Annotated in this window: 11 protein-coding genes; 3 read left to right on the top strand and 8 right to left on the bottom strand. The window is 45.8% G+C overall.

The annotated features are described in order from the left end of the window. Window positions 1-563 (bottom strand): DUF2971 domain-containing protein (locus AAC01S_RS16520; RefSeq protein ID WP_157071248.1); only part of this gene is annotated, 563 nt, incomplete at its 3' end. Between the two features lie 776 nt (window positions 564-1,339). On the opposite strand from AAC01S_RS16520, the gene AAC01S_RS16515 reads away from it, so the two are divergent. Both AAC01S_RS16515 and AAC01S_RS16510 read left to right on the top strand, forming a co-directional pair. After that, window positions 1,340-1,981, top strand: coding sequence for a DUF8426 domain-containing protein (locus tag AAC01S_RS16515; protein ID WP_067625019.1), 642 nt, complete (start codon window positions 1,340-1,342; stop codon window positions 1,979-1,981). A 47-nt stretch (window positions 1,982-2,028) separates the two neighbouring features. Beyond that, on the top strand, window positions 2,029-2,286 hold the full coding sequence (locus AAC01S_RS16510) for a hypothetical protein (RefSeq protein WP_067625017.1): 258 nt from the start codon (window positions 2,029-2,031) through the stop codon (window positions 2,284-2,286). A gap of 49 nt (window positions 2,287-2,335) precedes the next feature. Here AAC01S_RS16510 and AAC01S_RS16505 read toward each other — a convergent pair whose 3' ends face one another. After that, window positions 2,336-4,003 carry a hypothetical protein gene (locus AAC01S_RS16505; protein WP_067625015.1) on the bottom strand — a complete coding sequence of 556 codons (1,668 nt, stop codon included), beginning with the start codon at window positions 4,001-4,003 and terminating at the stop codon, window positions 2,336-2,338. Between the two features lie 373 nt (window positions 4,004-4,376). On the opposite strand from AAC01S_RS16505, the gene AAC01S_RS16500 reads away from it, so the two are divergent. Beyond that, on the top strand, window positions 4,377-5,567 hold the full coding sequence (locus AAC01S_RS16500; protein ID WP_067625012.1) for a hypothetical protein: 1,191 nt from the start codon (window positions 4,377-4,379) through the stop codon (window positions 5,565-5,567). A 7-nt stretch (window positions 5,568-5,574) separates the two neighbouring features. Here the strand turns inward: AAC01S_RS16500 and AAC01S_RS16495 are convergent, their stop codons facing one another. The 6 genes from AAC01S_RS16495 to AAC01S_RS16470 all read right to left on the bottom strand — a co-directional run bounded on the left by AAC01S_RS16495 (window position 5,575) and on the right by AAC01S_RS16470 (window position 13,741). Beyond that, window positions 5,575-7,503, bottom strand: a complete 1,929-nt coding sequence (locus AAC01S_RS16495; RefSeq protein ID WP_067625009.1) for a TnsD family Tn7-like transposition protein — start codon at window positions 7,501-7,503, stop codon at window positions 5,575-5,577. Between the two features lie 4 nt (window positions 7,504-7,507). Then, complete coding sequence (locus AAC01S_RS16490) at window positions 7,508-9,169, bottom strand: ATP-binding protein (RefSeq protein WP_067625006.1); 1,662 nt, start codon at window positions 9,167-9,169, stop codon at window positions 7,508-7,510. After that, window positions 9,159-11,330 (bottom strand): TnsB C-terminal domain-containing protein, encoded by a 2,172-nt coding sequence (locus AAC01S_RS16485; protein WP_067625003.1) that lies wholly within the window; start codon window positions 11,328-11,330, stop codon window positions 9,159-9,161. The genes AAC01S_RS16490 and AAC01S_RS16485 overlap by 11 nt, the downstream gene beginning before the upstream one ends. Continuing rightward, the gene (locus tag AAC01S_RS16480; RefSeq protein WP_067625000.1) at window positions 11,314-12,168 is read right to left on the bottom strand and encodes a heteromeric transposase endonuclease subunit TnsA; all 855 of its coding nucleotides are present in this window, start codon (window positions 12,166-12,168) and stop codon (window positions 11,314-11,316) included. Before AAC01S_RS16480 ends, AAC01S_RS16485 begins: the two co-directional genes overlap by 17 nt. A gap of 186 nt (window positions 12,169-12,354) precedes the next feature. Further along, on the bottom strand, window positions 12,355-12,738 hold the full coding sequence (locus tag AAC01S_RS16475) for a hypothetical protein (protein WP_157071247.1): 384 nt from the start codon (window positions 12,736-12,738) through the stop codon (window positions 12,355-12,357). A 148-nt stretch (window positions 12,739-12,886) separates the two neighbouring features. Beyond that, window positions 12,887-13,741: a tyrosine-type recombinase/integrase gene (locus AAC01S_RS16470; RefSeq protein ID WP_067625021.1), complete on the bottom strand. Its 855-nt coding sequence runs from the start codon at window positions 13,739-13,741 to the stop codon at window positions 12,887-12,889. Window positions 13,742-13,866: the final 125 nt, after the last annotated feature.

Here is a 13,866-nt window from a genome sequence, read left to right as displayed (position 1 = left end):
TATTTTAGAATATCGTAGATGATCTTTCGCTTAACATTGTCATCGTATATCACTTTGCTTGGGATAAAGTAGTTGTTGGTATACTGCGTTGACACACTGACCAAATCACGCACTTTAAATCCGAGGGACACACCTTGTTGTCCTCTGGAATACCCTCTCCATTGACTCAACAGATCTCCATCCTCGCAGAACGAGACAACGAAGATATAATATGGTGAGTCATCAATGTCTCCCCATAAGAGTGGAGAAGCAGTAAGAAGATCTCGCAACCCCTCCAAGAAGGTAAGCCCATCCGATCCAGGATTATCACGGCACAACGATTCGACGCATTCCAAACACAAGTCCCTACCATGGATGAATTCAGTTGAGTCATTTAGAAACCTAATGTCAGATGCCCAAAATGATTTTCCCTCAATTATCCCTTTAAATCCGTCAAGGTTTGTGTAATGATACAGCATCTCGACATTAGCCACAAACTCTTCACGATATTTGCCGATGATGAACGGAGCAACCGTAAAAAAATTAGGCATTTTAATGCAGTTTCGGATGGAGGATAGTTTCATGACGCATCATCCTTGATGTCGGCATAGACAAATCCCTTAATCTTCCTTGATGAAATCTTCGCCATTACTAAGAATTTTCCTCTGAGGTAAACACTTTCGACATAATTAAAGGTTCCCCTCCCTATTTCCTATTGTAACCGTCAAATCAAATCCTTCCCTGCCTGCCTCCCCCCTCAACCCTGCCTCATCCCTTGCCACGCCTGGCTTTTCTCGACTTTTTCTCACTCTCACCCAATATCTGCCGTCAAATGAATTTCTACGCTGGATCACGCCTCTTACCACTCGTTTTTCTCCGTAATTTTTCCAGATTCATCGATTCTGCGTAAAATGAAGTTGTTCGCTGGCGCGAGGGTGAAAAGAAGGGCTTGAGGGCGCAGGGAGTACAGATTTGGTCGTGTATTTTTTCGCATTTTTGATCGGGAATGGTCGAGGAATCCTTGATATATCGGGCTTTTTCGCGTCTGGTCTCCTTCAAAATTTTGCTCTGAGTTTCCCCCGCTTATCGCTCCCGCTCCACAAAAAGAAAGGGCGAATCCAGGCTTTTGACCCGAATTCACCCGTGCTGTAGGGAACAACTTATTTTACTCAGAGTACAACTTATTTTGCGGCGGAAGAACTTGATTTTGCGAACACATAGAACAGGAAAATGGGATAAGGGAAAACAAATTTACAACATTTATATAATGTGATTCAATGAGTCACATTGACAAACACGACACCGATTATTACAATGTGAATCAATGAATCACATTCTGACTCATAGAGGAGGAATTTCAATGAAGAAACCACGAGTTTGGCTGTTCCGTCCTTTACCCCATGGTTCCAACCAAATGCCATATTTCTTGGAGAAGAACCGAATCGCCCTTGGCTATCCGATTGGAAAGAGCCTCGTCAACATGACTGAATCAGCAATCAAACAAGACCTTAGAAAGAATTTCGGATCAGAAAGTGGTTTTAAAAATCTGTTGCGTTTGCGTGATGCTATGAATATTGGGGATTTGGTTATCGTACCTGATGACAATCTGCGGGACGTTTACTTCTGCACCGTGGATTCAGACTACCTTTACGAACCCTCTCTGGACGTGGACGAAGAAGGAAGTGGGTTTCCACATCAACGGAGCGTGAAGTGGTTTTTTGACAAGCAACCATTGCTGAGAACTGAGCTACCCCAGAGCTTGACGGAATCGTTACGTTATCCAGGGACAATCGCAGACTTGTCCAAGCATCTTGCCACAGTTGCAAACCTCCTGGGTTTGGATTTGGGACTGGATGAGGAGCCTGACGAATCCACGAGCGTGATCGACTGGAGTGATTTGGTTGGGCTTGCATACGATGCAATCGAACGAGCATTGAGGAGTAACGATTATGATGCGTCTCTTCGTGCCGCAGAAATCGTATTAAGCCAATCGAACAAATAATTCGACTACGTTTGTGGTCTTCCTACTACAAAACTGGAGGTATCGGTATGGTTACGATTCGCGTCACTCGCTCCAACGGAACAACAATATATGAGGTCTTGGATGGTAATGAATTGCTTCGTGAGCGTAATCCCAATGTGAACTTACCGAGAAGGGTGATCATCGAATACGATACGCTCACCTCATTCCTTGATACGTGGGGAGCCGAGGAATTGCGAACTGAAGTGGCGGGGCTTCTGGGCATTCTCGATCTGCCATATCGTATTGTCAATGTCGAAGGCAGAGAGCTTTTCAGAAAAGAGTAGTTGAATACGGAGTGGGGGATGTTCCCTACTCCGTATATATTCTCTATAGTTACTGTGCTTCCAGGTACTCCGAGCAGGACTCACAGAACGTGTCACTTCCCAGTTCATCAGCATTGTAATATGCTTCACAACGTATACACCGTTCAAGATTATGTTTAGCACCACAAGAGACGCAAACTCCAATTTCCCACAACTCGTTTGAAATACTGACAGTAAACTCCCCACACTCACAACACGGGAAATCCGCAACAGGTGGTTCTCCGCCATCTTTAACTGCCATGTAATTAAGTACCTTTATCTCCTGAACAAGATCGGGGAACTTATCATTGATTATATCCAAAACGGATTCATGAAACTTTTCCAATGCACTATCGTCCAAGGTTGCTTGAACCCGCGGGGAATAGCCAGTTTCTTCGTCAAACTCATAATCGCCATTCGTGAACTCCAGCTCACACTGTTCGAGAATTTCATTTGCACTATTGACAAGCTGAATTATACAAATGCTGGAGTTCCCTCGTCCATCGGTTATCTCGAAATTGCACACAAAAGTAAATTTCTCATCCTCTACTAACTTAGAGGAGACACGTAAGAACTCGGAATGTGTACCCTTAATTTCATCTGTTTCCACATCTAAATCTCGACGAAAATATAGCTCGTCGGAAACCCCTGCCTGGAAATCCGTTAATTTTTCAAGGAACATGCTTTCAATATCTGACTCACCATAGATTTTGATCCCCGTAATCGCTTCAATACGTTCTTCTTCATCAGGCTCCGTAGCACAATCGATAAGTGCCTCTTTTTCCTCCTCACTTAAATGCAGTTCGGAGAATTTCCTCTCTGCATCTTCAATCATCTGATATACCAAGTCGATATTCTGAGCAATTTTTGCATGAGCGGCATGGTCAATCAATTTGTTATGGGCTATGTGATTTCGATTACGAGTAAAATTCCTCCACTCAGTTTCGAACTTGTCATCAAAGCACGGTTGAAGATATTTGCTCCAAACATCAAGTACAACTTCCATGTGCTTCTTGGATAACTCCAACACTTTGTCTGCCTTACCGTCACGAATCGCGGCTTCCAGAATGGGATCGTCTTTTGGTACCCATTTGGTAACTTTGAGATTCATCAATGACCATAGGTCGTCTGTATTGATTGAAAGAAGGCTATCGTCAACATTGGCGAAGGACGGAACATCCCGCTTATACGGACCTTGCCGTTGTCTGTGAGTGTCATAAACGTTTCTGAGATTTGGTTGAACATAGTCTTCCCACCATGTGATTCCGAACAGAACTACCATGGAGCTATTGATAAATTCCCTCAACTTATTCTCAGTTCGATGAATGCTCGTATAAAGTGTTGCTGAAAGCTCCAAAACCTGGCTATCAGCGAGCCATATGCAACTATCCCATGTTTTGATTAGCAAATCCTTAAGCCTAATCTTGATTTGTTCCAGTTGAAAATCATAGGTTCCTGTTTCCTTTTGTGCTTCGATGGTTATGACTAACTGAGCTGTCTTGTGGGTTACGAGGTTACAAGTCACGAAGTATTTCTGACCACTCTTGTACTCCAATCTAAATTCACAAATAGTTGAATTCAGAATTATAATTGTGCAGTTTTCAAGTGTCCCATCCGTTGCTCGGAGCGTATTCACGATATCGGAAAACTCACTCTGACTAAAATCCCGACTGTTCCTAACCATGGCGAATTTAATCATGATTAGCCCCCATTGAATCCATCATTGCTTTCCATCCAAAATCTCATCGGGCAATCGACGAAAACTCTTTCATCACGAAGCCCTTGTATCTTCCCTTGTTGGCCGCGTGCTGATTCTGTTGCCCAGCAACACCAAATATCAGTTCATAGCCGCACCTATATTATAACGAGTAGAAAAGAATCTCGATCCTGGTGAGAACAATTTAGAACCAAATCAACCCACAATAAGAAGTATTCAAAATGGACTGCTCATTTTTTTCGAAATACCGTATAGAGATCATGGGGATATGACGCTCAAGTGATCCTTCATCTGTAAGCCAAAATGTGAGAAAATACACACGGACATCAATTCCCTACCTGTGTGAGGTATAAACGTGGCTGAAGAGTTCATTGAAGATGTGCGGGAGTCGTTACAAGAATATATTGATGAGTACATTCGTCACGATTACGAGGACACTTCTGATGTCATGATAAAACACATTGATGAGGAAAAGGTGGTCTTGGTTGATAAGGAAATCAACCAGGCTATTAAGATTGGTTGGACAAACCTTCTAAAGATTTCGCTCCGCGATTGGTACGACAAAAACAAGGATTCGCTGGACATCGAACTGTGGAATGATGTATTCAAAAACGCAGATGACTATTCATTGGATAATGAGCGGTTACTACATCAACCTGGACTATTTGTCCAGAAGGGATATGCGGAATTTCATATCGAGTATGTTTCCTTGCATTTCAACTTTGAGATAAACTCTTTCAAGATCGGGGATGTGAATTGTGAAATCGGTAATCCCAGTCACCTGTATATCCTGTTGCATAAAGCCATGGAAGACGGAGACACATTTGACTCAGATTCATGGTCAAGTATACATACGTTGCGACTTCAAACCATAACTCGCGAGAATTACAAAGCTTATTTGGAGCAGGCTCTTTTTATTCTGTATTACTCCAACCCTCCTCAATATGACGGGGATTACCCACACGTAGCTTTTTCTGGTGAAATTGATACTCCAGTTGCTCCAAGGAGCACAGATTTTGTCCATACAGATTTTCCGAACGCAAACTATGTTGAGGCACTAAACTTTTTTAACACTGGTGGCAACACAGGTGAGGTCTTGTATTTCTACAAAGTAATAGAATACTTTTTCCTAATCAATCGAACGCAAGAAATCCGTTCTATCATCGAGAGCAGACATAATATTGATCGCAAAATAAGCGAACTCACGAGAGTTTACAAGGAAGACGAAGAGAATCTCCTGATTTCCATAATGCACACACTCAAGAACCATCATAGGTTCGATTCGGTATTGAGCTACGCAGTCAACAAAAACTTGGTGAATTCCAACGACATCAATGAGTTCGCGAATAAAATGTATCTTTACCGAAACAGTATTGTTCACGGAAAGAAAGATAATCGATTTGACATTCTGACACGCGACTTAATTGACCAAGAACCAGATGAATGGTTCAACGTAATGAGAGAGGTAGCCCTTATCTGTATTGAAGTTTTCTGCTACCAGAGCAAGTTGAAAGAGATGGTACGGAGCAAAGATGAAGAACAGTAGGCAAAGATCAACGTGTATCATGAATGGAGTTTATCAACAACTCAAACTCTTTGCGGAGTTCCCCCGCCATCTCTGCCCGAATTCCAGCTTTCCTGGCGATCCGCCACCATTGCAAGTCCAGACCCTCGCGTTCAATCTCCTGCATCGCCCACCTGATTCTCCGAATCTGAAAGTCCTCAACGGTTTCCTTCACCGACTCCAGATACGATTTCGTCTTCGGCATCTTGTCTAAATGCTTTTCCAACAGGGATAGGTAGCCAATTCGCTTCCCTATTCTGCTGATTGAAATTCGCTCTGGCTTACCGTCCGATGTAAGAATCCTCATCACCTCAGTCTGCACTAAGGCAAGAATCTCTTCATCTCTCCGACCCCAGTCAACCCGCGAATTCTTAGTAGTTACGCGCGTCGGTTTCGGCGAATGTTCCATCAGCCAATTCTTGTCGTTCCGATACAGCCATGTATAGAGTGCTTTGTTCATCCGCCTAAGTTCCGTTCGTGACTTCTGTCCGTTCTCTCTCACTAAATCAAGCCAAGCTTGTCGCTGGCTTTCGCGAAGGTCATCGGGGACAGTCGGGGATATTGCCTGACGGGTCTGCTGGGCAAGATCAGCATACTTCTTTACAGTGTTCACATCGACGCGCAATCTTCGAGCGATCTCCCGCAAGCTCAGATTGTCCTGCAACAGTTCACCGAGTTTATGCTCCCACACTGCGCCCAGAGCCTTTATCCTCCCGATCCTGTATTTGTCATCCGCGTTGGTATCTGGTCCTTTTCGCGCATAGACAAACCCGCAGGAACACGAAAACGTTCCAATCGGTCTCTTTACCTTGCTGTCGTAACGAATCGACAAATCCTGAACTACAGGTTGCAGATAATGGTCGGCGGCTGGATTCAAACAAAGCCACGGGGATGCTCCAAAAGGTTGGTTTACTGGCTCTTTCATAAATAGGTCGTCCAGACTTATTCCGAGAAACTGCATGAGGAGCAAGTGCCGAATTGGGTGAAATGTTTTACGATGTTTGCTAACTATGGCGTTCAGCCAGTTGTCATCTCGCTCCGAAACAGAGGATTGCATGACCTCCAGAAACGGTTCCCCGTAATAGTTTACAAACACTCTTCGAAACTCCACTTGCCGAACATGACCATGGACGTTAGCAAGTCCAATCTCCTTTAGGCGTTCCACATAATGATTCGCAAACCACTCCATTGGACGATTCGGGTGGCTGGAGTTGAGCAACTTATCCACATTGTCCACAAGCTTCCGATATTTTGTGGATAATTCTTCATCCTGTAACAATACGGTTATCTTTGAAACGGCATCATCCCATGCTGATGGGGCATCATGGGTGAATACTCCCTCACTATTCCCGTTGTTCTCCTGCACATCTTGGTGATATTTTTCGTGTGCGGCAGAGACGAACTCGTGGCGATTCATGGGCAACGAACGGCTTCGGCACAGCGGAGTCTTGTGAGTCGGGCATATAAAAACTCCTGGTATTTGATGCATTCGATGCCAGTACGCCTCGCCCCAACGGGTTTTATCATCATCGAAACACTTACGGCAGTATTTCAGCGTCTTATCCATACTGATGGAGCTTGCCATAATGCCAAGTCGATTGTGAACGGAGTGTCCAAGGTCGCCCCTCATGGACTCAATAACCAGGTTTGCCCGTTTGGGAGGTAGGAATGCACTATAAAACGGATATAAGGTGTATGCCTTGATCAAAGCATCGGCTGTGTAAGAATGACGTAGAGGAAGATGCCCAATCAATGCGTCGAAATGAGCAGGCAGATCGATGACGGCAGTTACCGTCGTGGTTCCGTACAAATCCATCACAGTGGCTTTGGGACTGATGTTTCCGCTTGCGGTGTGAAAACGAGCCAGCACGCTATAGAAAATCTCATCGTGGAACGGTGTTGGAAAGAAGGCGACCATTCCCTCACCCCACTACAAACAGAGGGTCGTCCGACGTGGGCTTGATGATCCCGTGCTCTTTCAGAACTTCATACGCACTCTTACCGCTTTTCTTGCCCTCTGCAACAAAGACGCGGATATCGCCCTGGACAGCCTGCCCCTTCAGATCGGATCGCCCATCAGTTTTATCCGACGCACTTTGGGCGTGAAGAGCCAAGGCAGTTTTAACAACGGACGGCACAGTTACGGTTCCCTTTCCCTCCATCACCTTCTTGACCAGTCGTTTGGCTGTCGCAGGAGGAATCTCAAGTTCTACCAACTTGATGATGGACTCTTCCTCTACATTCATTGCCTGGCGTTCAACCTGTTTCTTCATCACAACCTGTAGCTCCTTGATCTTCTCACTCACCCGAATGGACGACGACTCCCTCTCGATGAAGGAACCGATGTCGATGGGTTGAATGTCCTCGTATTTGGCGAGTTCGCGTATATCTCCAGAGCGTAACGAAGAAAGCATGGGCTGAACCAAACGCAGTTGTTCGTTAGCCACCTGCCGAAACAAGGACGCACTCAACGTCTCTTTTCCAGAAGACATGGCACGAATCTGAGCCATGACAAAAATCTTGACCGCAATATCCACGATACCCTGGCTGAGATCATACAATTCGGCACTCAATTCAGGTGTTAAAGGCACGGGTTTTTGGACCCATTGATAGTCCCAAAGTCCTTCAATCAACAAATCCCAACTGGCATCCCGCTTCATTCGCTCCCAAATCATGTCTCCTTGTCCACTACCGCGCCTTGCCTGCCGAAATTGTGACTGGAGTACCCCCGCCGCATTATTGGTTCCGATTAGAACGACTGGGATTCCAATGGTATTGACCAGTGTCACGAAGTAATTGAGCATTTTCTCAGCACCCTGGCTTTTGGCTGTGCTCAAATGTTGTATCTCGTCTATGACAAGCAAACCCAATCCGTATGTACGGGAAATCTGAGACATGGCAGGTTGAAGTGCACTGATTGGGTAGCGTGCAGATCCGTATTGGCGGTAATACCGCGTTCCCAACAACAAATCAACATTGCGAAAGAAGTCTATGGTTAAACCCTTGATCGAGCCGTCATGGGGGCAATCGAGTTTCAGCCAAGTTATTTGATACGCACTGAATGGGGTACCTTTGTATTCGGAGTGGACAATTACCTGGGGATAGAGCGACAGGATTCTGTTGATTGCTGTGCTCTTCCCCAATCCGCTCGGTCCGATAATTGTCAGTGCTGACTGGGTTGAACGAAACGCCTGGTTCCTACTCAACTCTACAGTGCGGTTTCGCATCCGCTCTTGTCCCCCGTCGATTTGCTCCAGGAAGCCAGGTTGAATCGGATTACGATACACATACCCCTGTCGTATTAGGCGTGAAATGCGGCTCTCCAAATCAAGGTGTACGCCAAGTGGTTGAAAATACTGAAAAAGGCGTTGTACCAAGTGAAAACGGATATGCGTCTCCAACTGCCGTTCTGTCTGCGGATCAAATGGCGGGTAGACGGCTAAGTGATCAATTACTTCCTCCTGAGACAGAATCGGCGGGAGAGCCTCAATGAACGGATTGTACCTGTAATCCACAACATCCTGATCTCTGTATTCCGCAACGACAGCTTCACAACCATTCGGAATGAGAACCTTATTCGTCATCTCCGAATCTCTCCCTCTGCTTCTTCCTAAGTAAACTCAGTTCTGGATTGAGTTCATCATCGGTTGTTGGGTTCAGTTGAATCACTTGCCCTTCGTTCGTTTCCACGGGTTGCCGCTTCTCCAATTCAAATGCATCGTTTTGGCGATTCAGGGCTTTCTCAAGATGGCGATTGATGCGGATGTCTTTCACCCTTTTACGCTTACTCTCGCCCGTGGCTTTCTCCAGTTTTGTCATCCGTTCAGCGTCCCGTATAATGTCATCGATTTCAGATAAAAGATCCACTTTGCGCTGTAAGACCTTATCCTGGTTCGCCTTTTGGTCGAACTTCTCTTGTTCGAACAGATGTTCAATCTCCTCCATGGTTTTATCCCTATATCGGGCTTGATGGTCAAGCAGATAGCACTTATCAAATCCCTTACCATCATCTCGTGGTATATAAATGTAATTCAGGTTTCGAGGGTCGTAGGATACAGTGACCTTTACACTCCTGCCATCATTTCGCGCTTTCTCAAACCACCGCTCCCGCAGAGCCTTTTCGGATGAGAAAAACATGCCTTTGAATCGAATTCCTCGCGCTGTAATATTCGCTGTAGAAGTAGGCATCAGATGCAACCGCATCAAATCTTCAGGTATGGAGCGAAGTTTTCCAGCCCGATTCTTTATCCCCCAGTTCCATAGTTTCAGCGGGATGGGTTCAACTCCGTCTTCGATCATTAACGGGTCGCGTTGATACGAGTTCATCCAAGTGCTATTGTGATGCAAAACCGCGCGGATCATGATTTGGGTGAACTGATAGAGATCAAGCGTTGCATCCAATCGGTAGTCATGGGAACCGCGTTCCCGAAAGTCAGGTTGAATTCCGCCAGGTAATATCGGCTTTACGTATCCGTTCAGGATCTTGAAGAACCGTTCGACAATTGATTTCAACTCTGGTCTATAGGAAGGCGTGGTCATTACCTTTATGTTTAGATTCTTGATCATTGGTTCTGCCAGTCTACTGGAAATCTCGCCTTGATCGGCTAACAATGCTTCAGGCAAGTGATGGATTGGAAAATCTTCTTCGGCGATCTCGATGCCGTACTCCTTACAGAATTCGACCTTGTTTTGTACGGTATTGGCGAGTGCCATCATAGCCCCTATCCAACTGGGTCCTTCCAGTCCGACATATAATCCGCAGACCATGCGTGAAAACGTATCGACGATGCCATAAACGACGGGTCTGCCGATGACCCAGTTACGGTTGTACCGTGAAACGAGATACACGTCAGCAATCGTGGCATCGATTTGAAAAATGCTACCAGGTCCGAAAGCCTGAGATGTCCCATCCCCCACAAGGGGTCGATGACTCTGAAGGTAGTTCTTTTTACCTTGCCGAGCGGATACTTCTCGTTTCCAGTCCCGTTCTTTGTAAAAGTAATACTTAAATTGCCCCAGAGTCGGAGTCTTCGCAGACGACTTCAGCTCCTTTTTCTCTGTTCCCTCATCACCCCGCCCTTCGACGGAATAATACTCACGCCTCATCAACTCGTATGAGCGCACAAGCGACAGTCCTTGCCCGTAGTAAAAGCGGTTCAGGGCTACTCGAAATACCCGTTTGGTCTCCTCGTCCACGTTGACCCCGTGCCCGACGATATCTGCAAACTTCCTGGGACGACCCCTTTTCTTTCCTATTGAATTAGAGCGTCGATTTAATGCCCCCGACTTGTAATCAGGAAGAAGCGCATTTTTGTGTTGTCCGCGTTGCCAGAATCGGCGTAGGTACTTGAGGATGGTCTTGTCACTAACCCCAAATACCTCACTCGCCTTCTTTATCGCCTCTGCCCGATGCCTCGGATAAAACAAGTTCGGCAGATTCTCCGCTCCAGCGATCACCTGAACAATCTCCCACGCTTTGTCCCTCATAACACGCTCGTTTTCTGTGAGGGCATCTTCGCTGATCACTCGCTTCATCGGATCATCCGACAGAACGCAGGCTTGTCCTAAAGACAGCAACGTCAAGATGCCACCTGCGTCTCTGAACTTCGGAAGGCTGGTGCGCCCCTGAATCTCAATGGTCACAACTTGCTTATGGTGTTCATCAATCCATAACGCCCGCTCAATAAGATCGGGTGTGCCATCTTTGCTCACAAACTGAATTAGCATATTAACCGTCAACTGCATTCCGAACACCTCCGTCGCTCTGAATGACTGCGATCCCTCGAATCACTTCCTTCGCTGGCTTCCCCAAGTCGATGCGGGTATTCATATCAACCAACACCTGTTTATTCGCAATCAAATGACGCAGTAACAACAAGCCTGACCCTGGTTCGAGGTTAAATTGACTATCCAACGAATTGGTTACGTCTCTCACGGACTTTCGAGTGCCATCCAGCCATTCCATGAGAATGTGCTTCAAGCTCGAAACGTCAATGGACAGTCCCCCACCATCGTCCAGATTCTTAGCCGAATGCACCCATTCAATATTCTTAGCCCTCGTGACGTTGATATCGTGTTGCGTGACGATGCCCCAATCAATCTGCTTCACTGAATAATAGCGCCTCATCAGTTCAAAACGCTCCAGAACTCTCGCTCTTTCCAGTTCGCTTGCGGCTTTTACACTCCGAGCGACGTATCCCTTCTTCCCATCCTTATCTTTCAGGGTGAGAAGAAAGGTCGTGGTGAAAACAAAAGGGGTTCCGCTCTCCTTATCGCGGTATTTATTCAAATCAATGTCGTGCAAATCTCCAAGCGTGACTTCGAGGTCGAGAATAGGGTAGTGTTCTCGAATGTCACATACCTCGTCCGCATCGAATTCGAGTAGATAAAAATAACGGGTCTCAATATCGCTCAAGAAATGATGAATGCGCCCTGTCTTCCAGCCTTTGATACGGCTCGAACGCCCGCTTGAACTATAATCTTGGGTCGTAAGCCATGGACGATAATGTTCCAGTTCCCCTGTGCCCCTTCCTTCCTTTATATATCGGTCAAGTGTCTTGTCATTCCACCGTGCTTTCGCCATGTTAACCTCCGCTAATCCTTAATTCCTTAATCGAAGAGTTATTGGAGTCACTCGAAAACCTGATCGGTGCCTATATGCCCACCGCGCAGGCTATTTGACAAAAAACAACGGGGTCCCGTTTTTTTTAACGGAACCCCACAAATGATGCGACGGCATCACATTTCGTTGATTTTCGCAGTCAATTAATTACTTCATGGCGACCATCTCATTACCGTCCTTTTTCATCAAATGAACCTGCTCGGTGTCGAAATCGACAATATACGCTTGTGAAGCGTTCCCTTCCTGAAAATCGGAAGCCGTATCGAAAAGCCTTAGATGACCAGTATCAGGATTGATGTAGTTGAGCAAGTCAGCTTCCGTCGAGTCATATTTATCTCCTTCGGGAATATCGACATGATCATTGCCCTGATTCAAGAACTTCAATGTTTTTCTCATTGACGTTCTGTATCCATCAACGCCCTTTTCCAATAGTTTCAACAAAAACACGCCACTTTCAGTGTCCTCTTCTGGGTCGAATGGTTGCCATTCAATTGAATCAAAAATCGAGCGTAACGAGGGAATATCATTCAAGTTGAATACCTTCCGAAACCTCTCGTTTATGTCGCTGAACTGTTCCTCCGAATCCACCGTGTATGTGCAACCGTGAATCTGTCCTTGACGACAACGAAATCCGACGAATATGCTCTGCAACGTTCTTCCTCCTATGTCTTTGATTAAACTACAGTAGCTCCGCCTTCCGCTTCATTTCCTCCCTACTTGGGTTGGTGTAGATCAGCGTGGTCTTTAAGTCCCTGTGCCCTGCTTGCGCCGCTATCTCGTGAATCGAATAACCCGACTCAAGACAGCGCGAGCAGTAGAAGTGCCGAAGCATGTGTGGCGTGATGGTATCACTAAACCGCTTAAACAGTTTGTTGATCACCGTCCTGTCAACCCGCTCACTTTCACGAGAGGCAAAGAGGTACTCGCTATCGGACTTTCTTGTCCTTAGATACTCTCGCACTGCAGTGACAATCTTGCTATTTAGGTAAACGAGTCTTTGCTTGCCTCCCTTACCCTTCCGAACGACAAGCTCTTTCATCTGCAAGTTCAAATCCGAAAGCTTGATGTCCAGCGCTTCACTAATCCGTAATCCTGCATACGCCAATATCGTCACCAAGGCGTACAGACGCTTGTCTCCCGCCTCCAAAATCTTTTGGCGGAACCGCTCAACATCCGCCTTTTGGATTGTGCATGGATTGGCATATTCGATCTGGACTTTCACAAAGTCTTGTTTATCGACAACAACATCGCTCTGGATCCCCTTGTGAATGAGGAATCGGTTGAAACTGCAGAGCGCGCTCAATCGCCCATTTATGGTTTTTGCATTGAGATGCCTGCCCTTATGCTTCTGTACATGGAGCAGATATGCTTTGTAATCGAGGATATTTTCTCGGTGCAACCTATTCAATTCTAACCCATACGTGTCATCGAACCACTGAAGGTATTGCTGAACATTTAGGACGTATGTCTTAATGGTATTCTCGCTTTTGCCCGATTGAGCAAGGAACATCGAAAACTCTTCGATTAAGTCCATCATACGTTCCCTCCTCAATCGGTTGAGAATTCTGTTGCATTCAATCCTTGACTGGCACTTCAGAATTCCGTTGCACTCACAGACAAATTCTAACTCCAGATTCGGCTCCAATGCAACACAATTAA

Origin of the sequence: Alicyclobacillus acidiphilus NBRC 100859 (assembly GCF_001544355.1) — a bacterium.
Taxonomy (GTDB): Bacteria; Bacillota; Bacilli; order Alicyclobacillales; family Alicyclobacillaceae; genus Alicyclobacillus; species Alicyclobacillus acidiphilus.
The sequence above is the reverse complement of the archived record's forward strand: the minus strand, read 5'-3'. Positions and strand labels throughout refer to the sequence as shown.